General features: G+C 36.7%; 17 protein-coding genes. 7 read left to right on the top strand and 10 right to left on the bottom strand.

Annotated features, from left to right (window positions below):
- The first annotated feature begins 91 nt into the window (after window positions 1-91).
- The 3 genes from LY11_RS14795 (at window position 92) to LY11_RS14785 (ending at window position 3,092) form a co-directional block, all read left to right on the top strand.
- Window positions 92-1,861, top strand: coding sequence for an ABC transporter ATP-binding protein (locus LY11_RS14795; RefSeq protein WP_111634445.1), 1,770 nt, complete (start codon window positions 92-94; stop codon window positions 1,859-1,861).
- Between the two features lie 14 nt (window positions 1,862-1,875).
- Window positions 1,876-2,529, top strand: coding sequence for an MBL fold metallo-hydrolase (locus LY11_RS14790; protein ID WP_111634444.1), 654 nt, complete (start codon window positions 1,876-1,878; stop codon window positions 2,527-2,529).
- Between the two features lie 200 nt (window positions 2,530-2,729).
- Window positions 2,730-3,092, top strand: a complete 363-nt coding sequence (locus LY11_RS14785) for a carboxypeptidase-like regulatory domain-containing protein (RefSeq protein ID WP_111634443.1) — start codon at window positions 2,730-2,732, stop codon at window positions 3,090-3,092.
- A gap of 132 nt (window positions 3,093-3,224) precedes the next feature.
- Here the strand turns inward: LY11_RS14785 and LY11_RS14780 are convergent, their stop codons facing one another.
- From LY11_RS14780 to LY11_RS14760, 5 genes are all read right to left on the bottom strand, one after another.
- Window positions 3,225-4,307 carry a TlpA family protein disulfide reductase gene (locus tag LY11_RS14780; protein ID WP_170132696.1) on the bottom strand — a complete coding sequence of 361 codons (1,083 nt, stop codon included), beginning with the start codon at window positions 4,305-4,307 and terminating at the stop codon, window positions 3,225-3,227.
- A gap of 179 nt (window positions 4,308-4,486) precedes the next feature.
- Window positions 4,487-5,578 carry a TlpA family protein disulfide reductase gene (locus tag LY11_RS14775; RefSeq protein WP_170132695.1) on the bottom strand — a complete coding sequence of 364 codons (1,092 nt, stop codon included), beginning with the start codon at window positions 5,576-5,578 and terminating at the stop codon, window positions 4,487-4,489.
- A gap of 179 nt (window positions 5,579-5,757) precedes the next feature.
- Window positions 5,758-6,849, bottom strand: coding sequence for a TlpA family protein disulfide reductase (locus LY11_RS14770; protein WP_111634440.1), 1,092 nt, complete (start codon window positions 6,847-6,849; stop codon window positions 5,758-5,760).
- Window positions 6,850-7,344: 495 nt separating this feature from the next.
- Window positions 7,345-9,015 (bottom strand): vitamin K epoxide reductase family protein, encoded by a 1,671-nt coding sequence (locus LY11_RS14765; protein WP_111634439.1) that lies wholly within the window; start codon window positions 9,013-9,015, stop codon window positions 7,345-7,347.
- Window positions 9,016-9,140: 125 nt separating this feature from the next.
- Window positions 9,141-9,503 carry a cysteine peptidase family C39 domain-containing protein gene (locus LY11_RS14760; RefSeq protein ID WP_245952785.1) on the bottom strand — a complete coding sequence of 121 codons (363 nt, stop codon included), beginning with the start codon at window positions 9,501-9,503 and terminating at the stop codon, window positions 9,141-9,143.
- Window positions 9,504-9,722: 219 nt separating this feature from the next.
- Here LY11_RS14760 and LY11_RS14755 point away from each other — a divergent pair, with 219 nt between their 5' ends.
- Together LY11_RS14755 and LY11_RS14750 are read left to right on the top strand one after the other, a co-directional pair.
- Window positions 9,723-10,973 (top strand): hypothetical protein, encoded by a 1,251-nt coding sequence (locus LY11_RS14755; protein ID WP_111634437.1) that lies wholly within the window; start codon window positions 9,723-9,725, stop codon window positions 10,971-10,973.
- 39 nt (window positions 10,974-11,012) lie between these two features.
- Window positions 11,013-12,248 carry a glycosyltransferase family A protein gene (locus tag LY11_RS14750; protein ID WP_111634436.1) on the top strand — a complete coding sequence of 412 codons (1,236 nt, stop codon included), beginning with the start codon at window positions 11,013-11,015 and terminating at the stop codon, window positions 12,246-12,248.
- Between the two features lie 159 nt (window positions 12,249-12,407).
- On the opposite strand, the gene LY11_RS14745 is transcribed toward LY11_RS14750, so the two are convergent.
- The 5 genes from LY11_RS14745 to LY11_RS14725 form a co-directional block, all read right to left on the bottom strand.
- A complete protein-coding gene (locus LY11_RS14745; RefSeq protein ID WP_111634435.1) occupies window positions 12,408-14,891 on the bottom strand; it encodes a DUF5686 and carboxypeptidase regulatory-like domain-containing protein in 2,484 nt (827 codons plus the stop codon).
- Window positions 14,892-15,133: 242 nt separating this feature from the next.
- Window positions 15,134-16,990 (bottom strand): M61 family metallopeptidase, encoded by a 1,857-nt coding sequence (locus tag LY11_RS14740; RefSeq protein WP_111634434.1) that lies wholly within the window; start codon window positions 16,988-16,990, stop codon window positions 15,134-15,136.
- Between the two features lie 168 nt (window positions 16,991-17,158).
- The gene (locus LY11_RS14735; RefSeq protein ID WP_146610853.1) at window positions 17,159-17,689 is read right to left on the bottom strand and encodes an STM3941 family protein; all 531 of its coding nucleotides are present in this window, start codon (window positions 17,687-17,689) and stop codon (window positions 17,159-17,161) included.
- Complete coding sequence (locus tag LY11_RS14730; protein ID WP_111634432.1) at window positions 17,683-18,222, bottom strand: hypothetical protein; 540 nt, start codon at window positions 18,220-18,222, stop codon at window positions 17,683-17,685. Before LY11_RS14730 ends, LY11_RS14735 begins: the two co-directional genes overlap by 7 nt.
- 209 nt (window positions 18,223-18,431) lie before the next feature.
- Window positions 18,432-18,974, bottom strand: a complete 543-nt coding sequence (locus LY11_RS14725; protein ID WP_111634431.1) for a biliverdin-producing heme oxygenase — start codon at window positions 18,972-18,974, stop codon at window positions 18,432-18,434.
- A 176-nt stretch (window positions 18,975-19,150) separates the two neighbouring features.
- On the opposite strand from LY11_RS14725, the gene LY11_RS14720 reads away from it, so the two are divergent.
- On the top strand, window positions 19,151-20,677 hold the full coding sequence (locus LY11_RS14720) for a GAF domain-containing protein (protein ID WP_111634430.1): 1,527 nt from the start codon (window positions 19,151-19,153) through the stop codon (window positions 20,675-20,677).
- A 17-nt stretch (window positions 20,678-20,694) separates the two neighbouring features.
- The gene (locus LY11_RS14715; RefSeq protein ID WP_245952779.1) at window positions 20,695-23,256 is read left to right on the top strand and encodes a chemotaxis protein CheB; all 2,562 of its coding nucleotides are present in this window, start codon (window positions 20,695-20,697) and stop codon (window positions 23,254-23,256) included.
- Window positions 23,257-23,292 lie beyond the last annotated feature (36 nt).

Below are 23,292 nucleotides of genomic sequence, written 5' to 3'. Positions count from 1 at the left end.
ATCAATCGTTTGTTTATTTTCTGAAATTTATGCTTTATGGCCCGCCGGAATGCGGGCCGTAATTACGTATTTTTATTACAAAGTTTTCTAAATGCAAAATCAGACAATTGTTAAAGTTAAAAGTGTTAAACGTAGTTCGCTTAAACCGTTATTACGTTTGTTACACTATGTAAAGCCTTACTGGCTGGAATTCAGCCTTGGACTTTTTTTGCTGATGGTTGCCAGCGTATCTGGTCTGGCATTGCCAAAGCTGCTCGGGCAATTGATTGATGGCGGTAAGCAGGGTATCGAGTCGGGCAAGACCACCTATATTGGATGGTTGCTGGTCGTTATCCTTATTCTACAGGCTATATTCTCCTTTTTCAGGGTAGTCTTGTTTGTGAATGTTACTGAAAAAACATTGGCTGCTTTACGGCAGACTGTATATAGCCACCTGATTAAAATGCCGATGAGTGTTTTCCTGCATAAACGTGTAGGTGAACTGAGCAGCAGAATTTCTGCTGACATTACACTACTGCAGGAGATATTCAATACCACGCTGGCAGAACTGGTGCGGCAGACGGTCATTATTATTGGCGGTTTGGTCTTGCTGATGCTCACTTCGATGGAGCTGACTATTTTCATGCTGTTGTTATTGCCGGTGATGATGGTTGTGGGAGAATTATTCGGGCAGTTCCTGAATAAATATGCCATGCAGGTACAGGATAAAGTAGCGCTGTCCAATACGGTTGTGGAAGAAACTTTACAGGGTATTTTCAGTGTAAAGGCTTTCGTGAGTGAGTTTTTTGAAATTGGCCGCTACCGTGCCCATACGAATGAAATGGCCAGGTTAGGAATGAAAGGTGGTAAGTACAAAGGTTTATTTAATTCTTTTGTCATTATCGGAATGTTCGGAACGCTGGTCGCTGTGATCTGGCGCGGGGTAACTACAGGAGTGGCTTCAGGTGAACTGATTTCATTCTTATTGTATTCTATATTTATTGCCACATCTATTTCGGGTCTTGCAGAGGTATATACTTCTTTACAGAAAAGTATCGGCGCAACGACCCACCTTTTTGAGCTGTTGGAAGAACCGGTAGAAGAGCTGACGGATTTCAAAAGTATTGCACCGGAAAATCTGCTTCATGGAACAATCGCTTTCCGTGATATTCATTTTCACTATCCGACAAGAGAAGATATTAATGTTTTGCAGGGGGTATCTTTTGAGGCTTCTGCCAATCAGAAGGTTGCCATTGTGGGTTCAAGTGGTGCGGGTAAGAGCACTATTGTATCGTTGTTACTGAGATTATATAACCCTTCTAAAGGCGGTGTGTTCTTTGACGGAAGAGATAGTGCGAGTATTCCTCTATCGGAATTGAGAGCACAAATTGCAGTTGTTCCGCAAGATGTCTTTCTTTTTGGCGGAACCATTGGAGATAACATTGGCTACGGCAGAAAAGGTGCTTCTGCGGAAGAAATCATTGCGGCTGCAGAAAAGGCAAATGCCTGGGAGTTTATTCAAAGATTTCCGCTCGGTCTGGATACCATTGTAGGGGAGCGGGGCATACAGCTTTCCGGCGGACAGCGTCAGCGGATCGCTATTGCACGTGCGGTTCTTAAAGCTCCGCGTATTTTAATCCTTGATGAAGCTACATCTGCACTGGATTCAGAGTCTGAAAGATTAGTACAGGATGCACTGGATAAACTGATGGAAGGACGTACTTCTATTGTGATTGCGCATCGTCTGGCTACGGTAAGACAGGCCGATAAAATTATTGTACTTCACCAGGGACAGATTGTCGAGGAAGGTACGCACCACGAGCTGATTGATGTGACTGGCGGACTGTACAGAAATCTGAGTGAAATGCAGTTTACAAACTAAATAAAAAGACGTTTATGGAAGTGAAACTTTTTCGCGTTTCTGAGGGGCAGATGAAAAATCAATGTTATTTGATTCATGAAGGCGAAACTGGTGTGTTGGTTGACCCGGCATGGGATTATGAATTGATCAATGATTTTATGTCAACGCATCAAATCGTTTTAAAGGGAGTGCTTTTAACGCATTCGCACCGGGACCACGTCGACCTTGCTGCAACTTTTGCGCAGCTTCATGAAGTTCCGGTTTATATGTCTGCAACGGAAATCAGGGATTATAATTTCAGTTGTCCGAATTTACAGCCAGTATACCATTTGGAGGAGCTTGTTATTGATCAGTTAAAGATTATTCCGGTAATTACACCGGGGCATACCTCGGGAAGTACTTGTTACCAGGTTGGCCCGCATTGTTTTACCGGCGATACTGTTTTTATTGAAGGTGTAGGGGAGTGTGGGGTCAGCGCAATTGATTCGCTTTATGATTCAGTCCAGTTTTTTAAGCGCTATTTCCCTAAAACTACATTAATCTGGCCGGGACATTCTTTTGGGATGACAGCAGGTAAGGATCTGGATTTTCTGATGTCTAATAATCTGTATTTTATGATTGATGAAAAGCCCATGTTTGCCGATTTCAGGATGCGAAAGAACAGACCCGATCCTTTGGCATTTAAATAAAAGAATTTGACATTTAAATAAGATAAGAGGCCTTGTTGAGAAGGCGTAATCTCCTGACAGTTAGACACTATTTGGGAGGTTACGTGTCTCAATGCGGCCTCTTGTTTTTATAGTAAATTATTTTCACACTAAGTTGATTATGGGTCATATGTCCAGTTAGGGCAGCATTGAAATGGGTAAATTTAAGTAATACTCAAAAGATGAAAAAAGTTGCCCTGTCCATCAGCTTGTTAGCCTTATTTGCTATTTTGATATTCAGTCTTACTGCCAGTTCACCTGCAGCACCCGTTTATTATAGCATCGCTGCACGGGAATGTATGCTGCATGTGACAGTAGTTGATGAGGAATCTAATGCTTTTCCCGGAGCAACTGTAAGCTTGAAAGAACTACATAAGGATACGATTACAAATGCTGACGGGGTTGCAGCATTAATGATTTCCCGTCATAGTGATATGCTGGTTGTTTCATTTGCTGGTTACCAAACTCAGATGATTAAAGTGATCCGGGGAAATACTAAGCCTTACAAGGTAAAGTTATATCCTGCTGGATTATTAAAAGATTAACTAATCATGGTTTTAAATTTAAGAGGCCATATCTTTATGATTGACCTCTTTTTATCCCACTCTATCTTTTGTTTTTTTCATTTCCACAGGACGTGATTGTCTGAGCCCTGTTTTTAAATTTTAGTTCATTGATCAATGTTTATTGTTCGTTAGAGAGAAGTCTTTCGCTTTTTGCTCTGCTTCGGCAGCCTTTTGCAAGTCTCCAGCATGCCTATATAGGTTTGCCATTCTTTTATATGTAGTCGAGGTAAAACCCAATTCCGGATAAGGATCACTATCAATCCATGCCTGACAACATTCTGCTCCTAGCCTGAAAATATTTTCCGGGACTTTCATTTTATCAGAATTTTCTTCTATAGCGTTAACAAGAAGAAGGTAAGGAGGTTCATCATAATAAGAAGGTGTAGCCATTGCTTCACGGACAAAGTCATAAGCCTTTTGTGGGTCTGTTTGTAATAGTGCGGGGAATTTAGACACAATAAAGCCCGGAAGAAATTTTAAGCTAGGTATATTTTTAACCATTTCATCGATAATTAAAAGTACCGAATCAGGTCTGATTTCTACGCGGTCATAAGTATTGCCCGCCATATTAATTTCATATCGGTATGTTCTATCTACTAGTTCACCTGTACTCTCCATATCCAGATCATATAAATAAAGTTGGTTGTTGCGCTTTAACCGAGCCAATTCCGGCCTCCAGGTTTTATTTAATATTTGTTTTAAAACGCTATCGGCATATTTTGGATGGCCAATCCAGTCTATTTTTCCATCATTTACAATAAATATGGTTGGTATTCCTTTAGCTTTAGATGTGTCAGCCCAATTCTTACTCATCAACTTATTTTCTTCAACACCGACCGTAACATCCATTCGGTCTCCCATATTATCTACTAATTTTTTGATTTTTGCTATTGGAACGTTTTCTTTTTCATAAATATCAATTGACAAAAAAGTAGCTTTATCTTGATATTTATGAGCTAATTTTGAAAAATGTGGCATTAAAGCCATGCAAGGTATGCACCATGTCGCCCAAAAATCTATCACATAAATTTTATCTTTTTCAAACTTTTGTATTGGCTTACCTTTAACCCAGGCTTTTACTTTCAGGGGAGGGGCAGGGTCACCGATATTAAGGCCAATATTAAACAATGATTGTGCATTGATGTTGAAACTTATTGTACATAAGAATATGAACAATTGAAATTTACACTTCATATTTTTTGATTTAAATTCACATAGGAATGACCTAAAATTTATATGCTTAATACTGTAAAATAGGAACCTGACAGAACGAATTAAGTGCATACCTGATCTTTACCATTTATTCTAATACTTTTTAAATCCAATAGTTATTTTTGAAAACAAGAAGTTGAATCCTGTTTTTAAATTTAAACTTATTGATTTAACAGTTTTTGATTTGTTAGAGAGAAGTCTTTCGCCTTTTGTTCTGCTTCGGCAGCTTTTTGCAAGTCTCCCGCATGCCTATATAGGTTTGCCATTCTTTTATATGAACTTAAGGTTAAACCAAATTCAGGATAAGGATCACTATCTATCCATGCCTGACAACATTCTGCTCCTAACCTGTAAATCTTTTCTGGAAGCTTTAGGGCATCAGAATTTTCCTCGATAAAGTAGACTAAAGAAAGATAAATAGGTTCATCGATATAAGTATGTGTAGCCATTACTTCTCTGGCAAAATCATAGGCTTTTTGCGGGTCTGTTTTTAATAGTGCTGGGAATGTAAATGCCACAAAAATGGGGAGATATTTTAAACTAGGTACATTTTTAACCATTTCGTTGATGACTAGAAGTATTGAATCTGGACTAATCATTACTCTATCATAAGTATTACCAGTCATATTGATTTTATATCGGTATACTTTAGCTGTTAATTCCTCTGCACTCATCAATTCCAAATGTTTTAGATAAAGTTGATCATTGCGTTTTATCAGTGCAAATCCCGGCTTCCAAGTCTTATTTAATATTTGTGTTAAAACACTATCAGCATATTTGGGGTGGCCAATCCAGTCTATTTTTCCATCATTTACAATAAATATGGTTGGTATTCCTTTGGCTTTAGATGTATCAGCCCAATTCTTACTCATCAACTTGTTTTCTTCAACACCGACCGTAACATCCATTCGGTTACCCATATCATGCACTAGTTTTTTGATTTTTGCTATGGGGATATTTTCTTTTTCATAAATATCAATTGATAAAAAGGTAGCTTTATCTTGATATTTATGCGCTAGTTTTGAAAAATGCGGCATCAAATCCATACAAGGTATACACCATGTTGCCCAAAAATCTATAACATAAATCTTACCTTTTTCAAACTTTTGTATTGGCTTACCTTTAACCCAGGCTTTTACTCTCAATGGTGGCGCAGGATCACCGATATTAAGTCCAATATTAAAAAATGACTGTGCATTGATATTAAAACTTATTGTACATAATAATATGAACAATTGAAATTTACACTTCATATTTTTTGATTTAAATTCACATAGGAATGACCTAAAATTTATATGCTTAATATTGTAAAATAGGAACCTGACAGAACGAATTAAGTGCATACCTGATATTTACCATTTATTCTAATACTTTTTAACTCCAATAGTTATTTTTGGAACAAGAAGTTGAATCCTGTTTTTTAAATTTAAACTCATTGATTTAACAGTTTTTGATTTATTAGAGAGAAGTCTTTCGCTTTTCGCTCCGCTTCGGCAGCCTTTTGCAAGTCTCCAGCATGCCTATATAGGTTTGCCATTCTTTTATATGAACTTAAGGTTAAACCAAATTCAGGATAAGGATCACTATCTATCCATGCTTGACAACATTCTGCTCCTAGCCTGTAAATGTTCTCTGGAAGCTTTAGTGAATCAGAATTTTCCTCGATATAGTAGACTAAAGAGAGATAAATAGGTTCATCGTAATAAGTATGTGTAGCCATTACTTCCCGGGCAAAATCATAGGCTTTTTGCGGATTTGTTTGTAATAATGATCGGAATGTAGATGAAACGAAAACAGGAAGAAACTTTAGACTAGGAACGTTCCTAACCATTTCATTGATGACTAAAAGTACAGAATCTGGACTAATCATTACTCTATCATAAGTATTACCAGCCATATTAATTTTATATCGGTCTATTTTTGCCGTTAATTCTGCTGCACTCACATATTCCAAATGCTTTAAATAAAGTTGATCATTGCGTTTTATTAGTGCTAATCCCGGTCTCCACGTCTTATTTAATATTTGTGTTAAAACGCTATCAGCATATTTGGGATGGCCAATCCAGTCTATTTTTCCATCATTTATTATAAATATGCTTGGTATTCCCTCCAGCTTAGAGGGGTCGGCCCATGTCTTAGTCATTAATTTATTCTCTTCGATACCAATCGTGAAATCCATTCGATTTGCCATACTGTCAACTAATTTTTTAATTTTTGCTATGGGGATTATTTCCTTTTCATAAATATCAATTGATAAAAAAGTAGCTTTATCCTGATATTTATGTGCTAGTTTTGAAAAATGCGGCATCAAAGCCATACAAGGTATACACCATGTTGCCCAAAAATCTATCACATAAATCTTACCTTTTTCAAACTTTTGTATTGGCTTACCTTTAACCCAGGCTTTTACTTTCAGCGGAGGAGCGGAATCACCGATATTAAGGCCGATATTAAATAATGGTTGTGCATTGATTTTGGCACTTATTGTGCATACCAATAACAATAGGAGCAATTTGTGCTTCATGTCTATAAATTTTAAGTTTATATAATAAATTTATGGTTGTACACTAAATTATTTTATTCTTGAAAAAAAAATAATTTTGCCGATTTACTGATGTAATTGATATATTTTTTAATATATATTTAAGGAACTTAAGTAAGTTATGTGAAAAATAAGGCAGTAGGTTTCTAGCAAATTATAATAATACTAGAAACCTACTGTTTAGAGATTTCATGAAAAATCAGCAAACTACAGCACATGTACATGATTGTGTCGCAGATGTTCTGCCGCATGTACCAGGTTTATTTATACATGGACCTGACATTGCAACACACGGATTAGTGTTGCAATTGGGATAAGATCCGCATTGAGGACCCCCACCACCAATTTGTTTCAATTGCTCTCTCGTAAGTACTTCTGCTGCCGCAAAATTTACTTTAATTAACCTTAAATTATTCATAGCGTTTAAATTTATTTATGTGAATTGGAATTTAGTATGTACTATTTTGATGTACATATTTATTTTAGAAAAAGGTATTTGAGATCATTTACCGTGTATGTTACTGGCATTTGAAAATATGCAGGTGGTTTGTCATTATTACCTTCACTTATTGAGATAAAAAAGGTAGGCGTAAACTCTATTTTAATTTTGTCACACCAATTCTTCATCATTTCAATTTTTTTATCTTGTAACTCTGATTTCTCAGATACTGGATATTTTGCAGCGAAAGCATCATAGTTTTTAGTGTCGTTAAAGTACCAATCGTCCAATGCCAGTTTTAGGGTTTCTTGATCATATTTGTCTGCTAAAGCTAAAAAATGTTTTACCGGAGGTGTTCTGATGTCATTTTTGTCGTTAGTTGCAGTAAACAATATCTGTAGCTGAATATCTTCATTATGCTCCATTAACTCTTCTACCTGTTGATGTGCATCTGCACAAGGGCCACAATAAGGATTACAAACCTTAATGATCTTATACTTACCGTTGGGATTACCCAAAAATATACCCAGGTTCTCAGGCAATTCAGTTACTGCTTTTTGTTTTTTTAGGAGCGCATTAAAGAGGTGGGGACTATTTTTTAGCTTTTGTAAGCTGATGAAATTTTTCCTGCCCTCTTTTGCTTTTTGTAATGCCGGAATTAAAACATTGATAACAATTAATGGAGAAACAAAAGCAAACAACAGTTGGATTACCCGTTCAGGAGTAATTGAATCGATGTTAGCTATAGTATGCCAACCAGCAAAAGTTGAAACCATTGTTTGTAAACCCAGTACAGTCAAAACACTTAAACATAAAATACACCATTGTTTGACAATGATCCACTGATAATAAATGGAAAATATCAGGTATGGTAAAGTCAACGCACTTCCCCATGACAATATAAATAGAACATCCTTATTGTCTAATCCTCCGAAAATTAACAATAGTAGTAAGCCTGTGAAATAACTCAGACCAATTGAGCTCCAACTTAAACCAGCTATCTTAGCAGCACCCGACAGTAATATTGATCCACAATTTATCTTTTTCCCTGCTGTGCAAATCTGATTCAGTGCGGGATTGTGCTTATCTAACTCATACCAAATTAATAGTATTGCTAATCCACCACCGATTATAGTTAACAACAGGTATAGGAACGGAAAAATAATAATTGCACCATTTTGAAAACAATAGAATATACCCAGAGCAACTGAGAGAATTGGAATGCAAAAAATTACAGTGTATTGGGTTAACCTTTTTTCTTTTTCTGCTTTTATTTTTTTGTCATAGTCTTTTTCAAAAATTCTATCTCCTTTTCCTACTAACAAGACTATTCCGGTAATCTTTTTAACAAACTCATCTTTGCCAATAGTAATCCAATTATGTTTTTCCGGATCGAAATAATCAACTGTGTTATTTCTTTTTTCTCTAACGACAGAAAAGAAAGTCACCTCTTCTTTACCATACAATTGAGTTATAAAAGGACCAGATGTATCTGTAATTTGATATGTATCTATTTTTAAAGCAATGTTCTCAATACCGTGATTGGTGAAAACATCACTGATGCTGAGCAGGCTTGGATACTCAGGATGTTCCTCGATTTCCTTTTGGAGTGTTGTTTTAGAAATTTTTGCATTGATCAACCGGATGATTAAATGGGCCATTTCAGTCTCATTTGATACTGGCTCCAACAGACTTTTGAAAAAATTCATAGCATATATTTTAATTTACATGCTATCTCATTCTGCACGATAGCCTATGCTTAAAATTTAATTAGCACCCTATTAAATTTACGAAAACGAGGTCTGTTTATTAGCGGCCATCTGCCTCATAATTGTTAGTGGATAACTGATAATGCCAATAATATTCCTAAACGCTGATCACCTTTTTTCTGATTCTGCCAATGACTTAAAAAATCCAATTCATTAAACTGTAAAACTCCGATACCAGGATCTGCGATAAAGTAGAAGTTATTCTGAATTCTAAATAAAACAACAAAATGATGCTGATCCCAGTGTAAAATTGCAGGAAGTTCAACCAATCCAAGTCGTTTTATCTCAATTTTTAATCCCGTAGATGTGATTCCTAAATCGTTAGCGTAATCCACTAGATCTAACATAGATGAACCCCGATACATTATTTCTGACCAATTTTTCATTTGATGTAAACAAAAGATCTTTCCATAATAATTTGCGACCATCTTTAAACAAGTTGGCCCACAATCCATTTGGCTTGACTGGAAATAAAATGGAAACAATCTCATTCGATTAATTTTTTGATGAGCTACTGAATTTACAAAATATAAAAACCCTGTTTTGTAGCAGAATACCCAAAAATCACAAGTATGTATTTTGTCCCTTATGGCCTGAATTTAGTTACCTATTGTCTGTAAATTGATGCTCTGGCGATATTTCAATTCATGGAAAAAAAAGATGTTTTTTTAAAGGAGTTAATACTGAATATCAACAGTTCAAAGTTGAATACTGTGAAAAACAATCTGGTGAGCAAAACCTTTGAGCTTTCTCCGCATTCTTTTTTACTGACGGATTTGTCCGGCTGGATTGGGGCACTTATTGTAAAAGCTTTATGTCATGAATTGGGTATAAATGAACATCACATATTTAAATGGAGACCGGAAAACAAATATATTCAGTATTTAATTCTTAATCATTACGCACCTGGATGTATACCAAGAACATTAAGTCTTACAGCTATTCTGAAAAAGGAGGATTGGGTAGCAAATATCAGGCAACTGGTTAAATCAGGTTACTTCATTAAAGCTACTCTCGGCCATGGCTCCGGTGGAACGAACAGTTTTGATAAAACTACAGATTTCGAAAAGATATTACTTAACCATAAGAATGTAGACTCTTTTGAGAATGAAAAATGGATAATTCAAAAACGGCTAAACCTTAATAAAGAGTTTAGGATACATACTTTCGGTAAAGATATTTTATACGGGCTAACGCTAAGGATAGGTGGCGACAATGAAATAAACGTTTTTGACCGCCCCCAGGAATTTATAGATTCGATCTTAAAAAAACTACCTTATTCTTTTTTGGAAGGAACTTTAATTGGGTGGGACGTTGGGCTTACTGCCAGAGGGAAATTATATGTTATTGAAGCCAACTTTACAGGGTTTCATCCTATATTTCAAACGGGATTTCAAACGACAGGATACGTTGACAACCCACCGCTCGGATCTATTATTTGTGCCTTACTTTATACTTATTTCAGAAATAAATACGGAATATCCATAACAGCTGTCGAAAGTACATTGATGGAAACGTTCCCATATTTAGAAGAGTTTTCCTATTACATTTCAATATTAAATGATGAACATATACAGTCCATTTTCCAAGCAAAAGGCCGGGTTAAGGTCGTTTATATCTATTTGGATGAAAAAACAGAATTTCATATTATTCAGCTTATTGACTATATGCAGCTGGCAAATTTTGCAGAAACATTTTATATTGTTACTAACCGGGAACTACAAGAAGGAGCAAAGGAGCAATTTAAGGGAAACCGCATTATACATCTTGCTGAACACACCTTATTTACAGAAGATCAGTATAAAGAAGTGCAGCAACTGGATGATGAATGCAAAAAAAACAGATGTCGTAGTCAGATAATGAAGTTAATAAATGAGCAATCGTACATCATCATATAATGCTATTAGCTGATGGATTTATTTTTAATTCTATAAATTATGAGACTAGTTGATGATTACAGGCACTATCATTTTATTCTTTGGAAAAAGAATGAAATGATAACCCGTTATGATATGATGGTTTTGAGTTTTGAATTTTTAGAACAAGACTTTGATTATATTTTGTGCCTGAAATTTGATCCTCCATTGGATGTTTTTAAACCAGAGATGAATAAGCTTACTAAGTCATTAGAAGCTTTTTTTGATAACGATCAAAATACATTTGTAATACTTACACAAAGAAAAGAGGCTCCGCTTTATCAGGTAAGCAGTGATGAGTTTATTTATTCATTTAGCTGTAATTTTCATCATTTCAAAAAGATAATCAACACGTACAACCAAATTGAACTCCTTTCCAGAAATTTACTATTTGAGTTGTTAAATTACATTGGCAATGGTAATTCAAATTTATATAGGATTATTGTCCGGCAGATTCCATTTGAAACTATTGAACTTTCTGACGTTATCCATTGCGATGTGGTTGTTCCACATAGAGGTGAAATATCTTATTTGCGTAATTTGATGGTATTCTTAAATAAGTTCAAAAATGTCGATGTATTTATTGGAATAGATCAGCTTACCGTTGGACAAGAATTAGGGTTTCGGCATAAATATCCCAATGTATCCTTTTATTCTTTTAAGTCTAATCCAGTTGGACCTTATGTTATACGTAACTGGTTAGTAAATCAGGGCAGAGCTAAATTTGTGTTTTTTCAGGATTCCGACGATATTCCCTGTGCGGATAGATTTGAACGGCTTTCAGCATTTATGACTAAAAGAAATATCCCCTTATGTGGTTCTCATGAAGTTAAAATGGATTATTTTAATAGAACCATACAAGCTATCAGGTATCCGAAAGATGTCATTAATGCTTTGGAAAATGGGCCTGCTCACGCCCTTCTTCATCCCTCTTCTGCTATTGAAAGGAATATGTTTTATTATTGCAATAGACTATCAGAGGATAAGATTTTCGCCAATGATAGCAAGTTTTTATATTATTGCTATTTCAAATTGAATAAGATTGAAAATATTGATGAATTCTTATATATCAGAAGGTTTCATCCTGATTCGCTGACAACCTCACCCATAACATACGCAGGTTCACCTGGTAGAATGTATTTAATAAACCGATGGGTAGTTGACTTTACACTGGTAAAACTTGGCGTTCTTAAATTAGAGGATTCATGTTTAAATTATACTGGTCCAAAGCGCAAATTTGTGGTTAAAAAATTGTAATTAATATTTATACTGAACTGGATGCCAATATTTTTTAATGCAAAAGAGGTTGTATCATTAATTGAAAAATGATCAACCTCTTTTTAAATCATATCAAATATCCAATTGGTATATAATCAGATTTTAATTGATTTTGTAATCAGTTTGTTTATGGCCGGTTTAGAATGCCGCCGATATTCTGAACCCTGTAGTACTTTGATTCTCCTTTGAAGCACTTACATTCTCATAATTAAAAGCTTTAACAAAGTTTAACCTTAACCCGAATCGCTGCACACCCACATAAACTTCCGTATAATTTTTGATCACATCAGAAGTCAGGTAATTTACACCGGCAACTTCCTGTAATTTCAACTTTTTAAACAGCGGGATTTTACTTAGAAAAAGGCCACCAAAATTATGTTCGAAATGTCCCTCCAGGAACTCCTTTCCTGTACTGAATTCATAAGGGCTAAGTAACATATAACCATCAGTAAATTGAGTGTAGACTACGATATTGCTACCCGCAAAATGTTTGAAATCCATATAATACATTTTGTCCCTGTTGAGGAATTTACCTGCTGCAAGGCTATACCTGAAAGTACCGATCATACCTAGCCTTTTGTTTGAATCAAAGACACGGGCACCTATATAATCATAATCTATATCCGAATTTAACAGACCTTTTATCCCTTTACGGTAATCCAGCTGAAGTTTTGGATAGACAGAACCTTGTCTGATCTTGAAATCAGGGCGTTCTATATAACTTTGTGCAAAGGTGATATTCAGCGTTACAGCAAGGGTAAGTGCTTTATTAGCTACAAAGGCATAATCATTACCTGTAGTAGGATATGGGTTATTTGCGGTGAATTCTTTATCAGGAAAGTCTTTAATCGTGCGGAAAGAGGTGTTCAGAAGTGGAGTCCTGTTAGCATACTCCAGGCTACCCGAAAGATATAATCCATTACTCAGTTCTCTGCCAGAATTGATATTCACAAAATCTTTTTTGTATAATTTTAAGATGTTATTCTTATCAAATAAAGTACTTATGGTATTAAACAGGGCAGGGATCGCATCGTAATTCGTATTGAAATCGGCATAACTTGTTCCTCCGCGAATTCCAGTATAGGCATTGTGTTTAGTATCGTACCTGTAGCTCAAACTCGCATTCGCACTTAATGTCTGATTTTCAAAGCCGTAACGCGGATTCAGTTGCATGACCAGCGAAGTACTGTCTTTCAGCGTTTTTCTATAGGTTAATTTAGGATTATAGATCCAGCCTTCTATGGTATTGTAATTGATGCTGAAAAGCGGTCCGCTTATTCCCCAATATTCTTTTGCTTTCGTGTTTTGATGTCTGTAGCCTAACAATAGTGCCTTTAAAGGTTTAAATTTATTCTCTTTTCTATCAATTGAATCACGGTACTGGTCGGAACTGTGCGCCAGTTTGATACTGTCTTTTTTCACATAGTCTTTGCGTTCATCGGGAGTCAGCAACATCGGACGGACAGCTGCCCAATACGTCGAGTCTTTTTTATTGGCATCGGCATTAACTTTCATCACCCTGTTGGTAAAGAATTTTGGCGGGAAATTCGGATCAATATTATAATTGTTGAATACGCCTGTGTAAGTACCCATAAATTTGAAGCCAAGCAGACCACCTGTATAGTCATAGCGCTGGCTGGCCAGCATCCATTGATCAGCATTGACCGGAATAAATTGCTGTTTGATATGCAGGGTATCAATTCCCTCAATAATCGAATTATTAGTGATCGCAAGGTCTGTACTGTGAATGCGCCAGCTATCATCAATGATATAGATATAACCATTGAAAACCTGGTCATACTTACGACGGGAAATTACCTGTATTTTGTTAATCCAGTCATTGCCTTCTCTAAAGGTCCCGATGAATTTATAGCGATAAAATAACATCGCGTTATCAGCTATAGGGGATACAAAACCTACATTGCTCAATTCTTTAATGTCAATTGTGTTTTTATAAAAACTAATCAGAAAGTCTGTAGCCTGGTTAAAGCTAAAACCATTGCTGTTGCCACTTACTTTTGAAGAAATCATTTCTTCATTGATTTTCCCCGGCTGCTGGAAGTTGAATTTGGAAACCGATTCAGAAAGATAAATTATCCCTCTTTTACCAGAGTCCAGCCCTATGTTTTTAAAATCTTCCTGTACATTTCTGCCCATAAATTTCTTAGGAGCATTTCTAAGTTTGGTTACGCCTTTGATATAGGTATCGCAAGAGAAAGCTTTTACTTCAGTAAGGTGCTGCTTACGTTTTTTGATGGCATTTCTGATGATTTCGTAGGCCGGATCTTCTGAGTTTGCTTTGATCACGACATCTTTAAGCTGGTATACTTCGGCCTCCATGACGACAGACAGATTCATATCTGCACTGATGTCTATTTGTTTAATAAGCTGGTTGTAGCCTACAGCTTTGAAAATCAAGGTGTAACGGCCTTTTTCAAGTTTGAACTGATACTCCCCGTTGGTATTGGCAGAAGTAGCTTTCGTGGTGCCCTGAATATAAATACTGGTAAAGGGAAGGGTGTTGTTTTGCTTGTCAGAGGTAACACCTTTAAGGATAAACTGCTGTCCAAAGACAAAGTTTGCAGCAAACAGGAATAGTAAGGAAAATAATAGTTTCTTCATGTATATAATGGCTTATCGCTAAATTGGTTATATTATTTATATAACATTCTATAACAATAAGTTAAAATAAGTTAAATAACAGCTTGGTTCGGCGCGGTTTGGTTTTCTTTTGTGGATATGTTTTGTGCGCTGCGTTCGATAGTACGTTCTGAAAATTCAAACAGGCGGGCAATTTTATACCCGCCTGTTTAAACGTACACATTAAAATAACTTTTTTAATCAGCGTTATTGTGCAGAATAAACTAGTTTGAACTTGTATTCAACCAGGCTTTTCTTAATGCTGTCTGAGCAGCTGTTAACTCAGGAAGCTCTTTTAAAACATTGTATTTCTTCTCTTCCTGAACTTCAACAGGTTGACTTAAGGTAACTTCAGTAGCTTTACCAGTGGTATCTTTTCGGGAGACAACGATAGTCAGCTGATCACCTTCTTTTAAGTTCTCACGTAAGTTATCCAGGAATAGTTTGACCTCAGAAACATCAGGCATCTTTTTGCCATTGATGCTGATAAATTCATCACCCTTCTGATAACCCATTCTTTTACCGAAATCATTCATTCCGTTAATATCGGCAACAAAAAAGCTTTTACCGTTGTAAGCCATACCCATTTTACCCATACCCGCTTTTTTAACGGTAACCACAGGTTCATAATCTACCCCTATAGCGGCGAAAATCTCTTTGTAAGGTAGTTTCTTTGCTCCGGAAACATAAGTGTTCAGGAACTCGCCGATCTCAGGATAAGTCAATTTGGTAATGGTTGCAAACAGTTCCTCATCATTAAAAGACTTTGTTTTACCATAGGTTTTTGATAAGTCAGCCATGAGGTTTTGAGTACCGTACTTTCCATTTGATAACTGTCTGAGTTTAATGTCAAGGCAAAGGCCAATCAGCGCTCCCTTTTCATAAACATTTCCATACTGACTGGCATAAGTATCTAAAACCCCTTTAGACATTTTAGTGAAAGCCAATGTATCATTATAACGCATAGCATTGTCTAACTTATCATTCTGAACTTTCAGGTATTGCTTAAAGTCTATCAAACCATACTTTACCTGCATATGATGTGCAGCATATTCGGTTAGTCCTTCATACATCCATAAGTGTTCAGACATTTTAGGATGATCATAATCAAACTCTCCAACTTCATGACTGTGAATACTTAACGGGGTTACTATATGAAAGAATTCATGAGAACCTGCATTTTTAATATTTTCGGCCAGTTTCTCCGGACTAAAGAATTCCGGAAGGAAATACAACGAAGAGTAGGAGTGCTCTAAAGCACCATAACTCCTTATTTTTGTATTGTCTGTTAAAGCAATTATAAAAGCATATTTATCAACAGGTAAACGGCCGCCAAGATAAGCCATCTGAGCTTCTAATGTCGGTTTAAGCCCTTTGGCAATGTCCGCTGAAGTCGCCTTTTTGTTCGGCGAATACAGTGAAACCAGGATTTCAGCACCTCCGATATTTAAAGAAGTCGTATCCGGTTTATTATACATCATAGGCGCATCTGCCAGGCTGTAATAATCAGGCACATTATATTTATCTGTAGTGGCATTAACATGGTCCGCTTTCAGAGAAGTTGACCCATAAAAGCCGGCTGGTTTAGTAATTGTGATCTCGAAAGGAATACTTTTCTGCTCATCGAAATAGCCAAAGAACCCGAAGTTATTAATGACGAATAATTTGTCTTTATCTATGTTTGTGCCTGCAGGCTGAAATATTTCAGCACCCTTAACCTCCGGGCTGTCCCAGCTGTCATCCACCAGGTAAGTAACTTTTGCAAGTTTATCTGCAGTAGAGATTTTCCACGAGTTTGAATCTGTGCGGTCAGTTTTTAATAAATTCCCTTTTTGATCAAAGGCTTTCAGCTCTGAAATATAACGGCCATAATCGGCTATTGCATAAGTGCCGGGAACCATTTTAGGCAGATGGAAAACGGTTTCACCACCTTTTAATTTTGGTGTAAGCAGTGTAACCTGCAGCTTGTCATTGGTGACATTGTTTAAATTGAGGCTGTATTGGTAGCTAGGGCCACTTTGCTGTGCAAATGCTGAACCAGCACTTACCAGAAGCAGAAATTGAATAAAATACCTTTTCATTGATTGTCTTTGTGCTATTTAAGAATGCGGATTAATTGGGTGTTCCTGCAATAAGAGTAAATAAACCGGAATTAGTTACAGCATCAGGGTGATGACGTGATTTTTATTGATAAGCAATAGCATTTTATTTAAAAATTGCTGCCGTACTATAGGGCAGCAGCAATTGAATTAGAACGCAGCAGCTTGATTTACCTGGTTTCTATAATCACTCACCTGCTCATAAAGTTCTTCAGCGCTTATGTCCAGCACTGAAGCAGTCATGTAAATGTGCAGATCCTGATCTTTCTCCAAAGCAATTGAACTCAATTTTTTGCGGATCTTTGCTGAATACGGCTCAGCATTATTAATAATCAAAGCAACCAGAGTATCTCCTCCAACTTTGTGAAGCTGTATATCATCGGTATGTTCCCATAAAATTAAACCAGCGGCTTTACTCACCGCCGTAACCTTTGAGGTAATTCCTTCTGGGGTCAGCACGATTAAAGGAGACTTATCTTTTAAGGAGATCAGCGTTTTAATGATAATGATTGCTAATATTACACTGGCTATGGAAGAAAAAGCAATTCCTTTGGCAATGATGCTGCCAGAAATTACCCCACTGCTATAAAGCAGGATCAACAGCATTAGTACCAATACGCCTGATAGTATCAATAATAAATTAATCGATTTCTTTCTGTTTCTGTAAAATTCCACTACCATTTGACGTTCAGGTTATTCTCTTCTGCGAATGCTTTCCCGTTTTCTAATAAAATGGAGTATTTCTTCTCAAATTCAGTGTTGTATTTTTCTTCGATAGCCTTAATTAATTTATCTTTTTCTTCCTGTGAACCTTTTGCATCACATAATTTCGCATAAGCAGTATATTCATTTTTATAAACTGGCAGTACGTATTCATACAATGCAATAGCCTGGTCCTGGATTACTTTTCTTTCACCACTCGCGCTTAAGGCTTTGATGTCCTTCAGAGATTTTTCTATATAGAGTATTTGATTTTTAACATAGGAAACAGCTTCATCACCTTTTTTCTTAGAAGAAGGAATATCTGCATATTCAACGGTTTGTCCATTAATTTCTTTCGCCATTGACGGGGTCGCAAATCTGGATATGAAATTTGTGTTTAACACCGCAATCCCAAAGAATTTGTCGGCGGTTTCTGAACAGGACTGTAGAGCTAAAATAAGGGTGGCGGCAACAGCTAATTTGGCAGCGGAATGTTTAAGAATGTTTTTCATTAAATTATTGATTGGTTAAATTTATTTTCCTTCATCAATAATAATGCCGTTCACACCCCTTAATTGGTTGCTACTGCTATGAACTTCATATGCTGTACTTTAGCTTTTGTAAGCTCAAATGCTGATATAAAGGTTCCGGTTTTCCTGATTTGAATGGCATACAATGCGTTATCAGCGTGGACAAGCATTGTATGCGTTCATCCTATGGATTAAAATACTTTGGCGAAACAATTAAAAGTTGCATTGGCAACTTCAACAGCTCTGCTTTCATCAGCTTCATTTTTGCCGGTCTGATCTAAAGCCTGTACAAATTTACCCCACATGCTGCCCGTGTCTTCCCCATAGCCAGAGAAGAAAGAAACACCTTTAGTGACATTACCTTTAGCCAGCATTTGTACAATGATTTTTCCGCCCATAATAGAGCCTTCCATTACATACAAGGCCGCCATAGCGTCCAGCGCATTTTTAATTTCAGGGACTTCAATCCCGGCTGCTGCTGCAGGATCTCCGCCCAGTTCTATAATGTCCTGTTTGATATAAGCCGAGTTTCTTCTCTGTGCAAAGTCCGAAAGGATTTCTGTTGTAATATAGGGAGTTATCGCATTTTCAAGTGCGCTGAAATAGTCATTGAAGTTTTTGAGCAGTGCTACATAATCTTCGTCACTGCGAATCGCTTTAAGTTTTAAAATAACTTCTTTTTCCAGTTTTTGATGTGCAGGCATGGTAGCCTCTTTGATTATTGAACTGATCATAATGATTTGTGTATGGCGGCTAAAATAGTAATTAATCTACGGACCATCAGCTTTGAAACTTTAAAAAATCCTACAACGTAAGGTAGAATTGGTATATTATTTGGTAAAGAAAAAAAACACCTGTAAAATGCTTTACCTTGCAAATTGTGTAATTAACCTCTGATTTTTAATTCAAGATGACTGATAAAAAAAACTTTGATTCTGACTTCTGCGGAAGTTTGCCCTTACATCATATCAACTCCATACAAGACTACGGTTATTTATTAATTGTAGACAAAAAACTGAATATTATACAGTTAAGTGAGAATATTGTTCAGTTGGCGGGTAAACGGGCGGAAGAGTTAATCAACAGTTCGCTGGTTGATTTTATCAGTTCAGAAGATCTCGTGAAAATTGAAGAATTACTTAAAAGAGGGCTGTCTAAAAGGATACCACTTTATCTTCAGTTTACTGCTCAGCAACAGACCAGTTTATTCCTGGCCTTATTACATGTGGAAGCAGATTATATTATCATAGAGCTTGAAAAACAAGAAGAAAATTATAACAGAAGTTTTGCAGATGTTTTTCAGGAAGTAAAATATATCAGCACAGCTATTGATCAGGCCGATAACGTGCAGGAAGTTTGCAATATTGCCATTCATGAACTGCGTAAGATAGCTGGCTTTGACGGGATACTGATGTACCAGTTTGACAAGGACTGGAACGGTACTGTCATTGCAGAAGAAAAAGATGAGCGTCTTGACCAGTATCTTGGACAGACTTTCCCCGCTTCTGATGTGCCAAAACAAGCCAGGCAAATGTACCTGAAGAATCCTTACCGGCTGATACCAAACCGGGATTATGAACCCATCAGGTTATACCCGGTCATTAACCCCGTAACCAATGCCTTTATAGACCTTTCTGATTGCAATCTGAGAGGGGTTGCTAAAGTCCACCTGGAATATATGAAAAACATGAAAGTGAAAGCGTCCATGTCAATCAGGGTAATCTGCAATGAGACTTTATGGGGATTAATTTCTTGTCATCACCTGGAACCAAAATATCTGAATTATGAACTATGTTCTATATTTGAATGGCTGTCGGAAGTGATTTCAACTAAAATTTCATTGATCGTTAACAAACAGGATTATAGAAATAGTAAACAAATTCAGGAGAAACGTGTTGCATTAACTGATCAGATTTATGCACAAGATGATATAGCTACGGGCCTTTTAAAGGATGATTCGGGTGATATATTAGAACTATTTAATGCTTCGGGAGTGTTAATCAGCATCAATGGCAGGTCAGAAACCAAAGGGAATATTCCTGATCGGGCTGATTTATATAACTTAATACAATGGTTTGAAAGTAGAAACTTAAATACTGTATATTCAACAAACTCATTATCTGCTATATATGAGGATGCAGCGGCGTATTCAGCTGTAGCAAGTGGCGTACTCTTTATACCCATAGCTCAAACCGCAGGAGATTTTCTGGTATGTTTCAGACCAGAGGTTATAAAAAATATCGATTGGGGAGGAGACCCTAATCAGGCGATCAACTTTACTGATGATGGTAAAAAGTATCATCCCAGAACTTCATTTGAACTCTGGAAACAAACGGTTGAGCAGCAAGCTTTACCCTGGACTAAAAATGAACTCGAAGTTGCTGAATCTTTAAGGAGCTTCCTGTTCGAATTTACAATTAAACAAGCACAACAATAGAAAATCAAAAAATACAAATGAAGACCGAAATGCGGGATCAGCAGGAGAACAGTTATTCTAAACAAGATGCGCAATACATTGTCGCTATAGGTGCTTCTGCGGGGGGACTAGAGGCTATACATGAATTTTTTGATAACATGCCTCAGAGTTCAGATTTTGCATTTGTTGTGATTCAGCATCTTTCTTCCGACCACAAGAGTTTATTGGTAGAGTTAGTCTCCAAGCATACGCAAATGCAGGTTATTGAGGCAGCCCACAATATGCTGATACAGCAGGGGTTCGTCTACATTATTCCGAATAATAAATTAATGACAGTGAGTAAGGACCGCTTAAAACTTGCCGATAAATCAATCGTTAAAGCGCCTAATATGGCAGTGGATGTTTTTTTGCATACCCTGGCTAAAGACAAAAAGGAAAAGGCAATTGCCATTATTCTTTCAGGAACCGGCACTGACGGCACTAAAGGAATCCAGAGTATCAAAGAAAATGGAGGAATGGTACTGGTTCAGGACCCGGTCACTGCCAAGTTTGACGGAATGCCTAATAGTGCCATTTCGCTTGGAGAAGCTGACCATATTCTTTCTCCTGCTAAAATGTTCCAGGAACTGCTCAATTATGTCAATGAAGATCCATTAGCCGTGCTGGACCATAGTAATGTCGATGCAAGTATGCTGGATACTATCTTTAAATTGGTACATGAACAGAGTGGGAACAATTTTAATTTGTATAAAACACCTACTATTATCCGGCGTATTGGACGACGGATGAATGAAAACGGTATCCACACGCTGGATAATTATATCCGGTTCTTAAAAGAGAATATCAATGAAGTGAAAATACTGGGGCAGGACTTCCTGATCGGAGTGACCAGGTTTTTCAGGGATAAAGATCATTTTGAGTTTTTAGAAAAAAAGATCTTACCGGAGATCATCAGCAATAAGAAAGATAAAGACATTTTAAAAGTCTGGGTTTGTGCTTGTAGTACTGGTCAGGAAGCATATTCTATTGCTATTTTGATTAACGAGTGTGTGGAACGTGCAGGGAAAAATCTGGAAGTGAAAATTTTTGCTACGGATATTGATGATAAAAGTATAGAAATAGCTTCCAAAAATCAGTATCCAGAAAACATAATAAAGGAAGTCCCTGCTGCACTTTTTAAAAAGTATTTTATACAGGAAGGCAGTACCTATAGCATCAATCCTTTAATCAGAAAACAACTGGTTTTTGTGAAACATGACGTGATTAAGTCTCCGCCATTTATTAAGAATGACCTGGTAAGCTGCCGCAACATGTTGATCTACATGAATAAAACATTGCAGGAAAAAATACTTTCTACTTTGCATTTTGCGCTGAATAAGGGTGGGTATCTTTTTTTAGGTCCGAGTGAAACGGCTCATGTTTTAAAGGGAGGTATCTCTGAAATTGCGGAGAAGTGGAAGATTTATCAAAAATCAGGAGCAATTAATTATTCTTCTTTTAATACTTATAATACTTCCGGCAGGTTACTGGCTACAGAAGATAAAGGTGCAAAAAATGTACCTGAGCCAGCGCAGACCCAAATTGAAAAACGCTTTAATAAATTCATCGTCGATGAACTGGGTTATGCGGGTGTATTTATTGATAAGGGATATATTATTAAAGAGGTTATAGGGAATTATAAGAACTTTTTATCCTTACCAGATCAGAAAATCGAGCTGAATATTCTGAAAATGGTGCCTAAAGAAATAACTGTTGTCCTAAATACTGCTTTAAGAAAAGTATGGAAAGATAACGTTTCGGTACATTTAAACAAGCTCCGGGTCAATCCGGACGAAAACCCATCGCTCTTGAATATAGCAATTCAGCCACCTGATGAGGCTGGATATACCATGCTTACTTTTGCAGCATATGCAGCTGAGGTGATTACTGATAAAGACGAAGCTGGTAATTCTCCATTGTCCTCCATTCAATATGATGAGTATGTTTTTGAGCTGGAAGCAGAGCTGAATGAAAGTAGAAGCAATCTGCAGCTGGCTATGGAAGAAATGGAGACAACCAATGAAGAATTGCAGTCTACCAATGAGGAATTGCTTTCAGCGAATGAAGAATTACAGTCAGGAAATGAGGAGTTACAATCTTTAAATGAAGAGCTTTATACGCTGAATACTGAACACCAGGTCAAGATTAAGGAATTGGTTGAATTGAATGACGACCTGGATAATTACTTCAGGAGTACAGATATTGGTCAGGTATTTCTGGATGCAAACCTTTACATCCGTAAGTTTAATGCGGCTGCGATTCATATTATCAATATGATTGATGCAGATATAGGCCGTTCTTTTGTCCAGATTTCGACTAATCTGATTTCAGAGAACCTGATTACGGATGTAAGTTCAGTTTTATCAGGTGGCCCGGTCATTGAAAAAGAGGTGGCGCTAAAAAATGGTAAAAGAAGTTTGATGCGGATCATGCCTTATATCCGAAAAGATAAAAAGAGGGATGGTGCCGTTATCACTTTTGTTGATATAACTTATATTACGGAACACTATTGTCCGGTAAAACTTAGAACTATCGATTTAATATTTATAGATAGCTATTAGTCAATTATTTATGTTTGTTTTTTTGGGGTTTTCAAA

The organism is Pedobacter cryoconitis, assembly GCF_003259615.1.
Taxonomy (GTDB): domain Bacteria; phylum Bacteroidota; class Bacteroidia; order Sphingobacteriales; family Sphingobacteriaceae; genus Pedobacter; species Pedobacter cryoconitis.
Note: the sequence above shows the minus strand (reverse complement) of the source record. Positions and strands in the feature narration are given on the sequence as shown.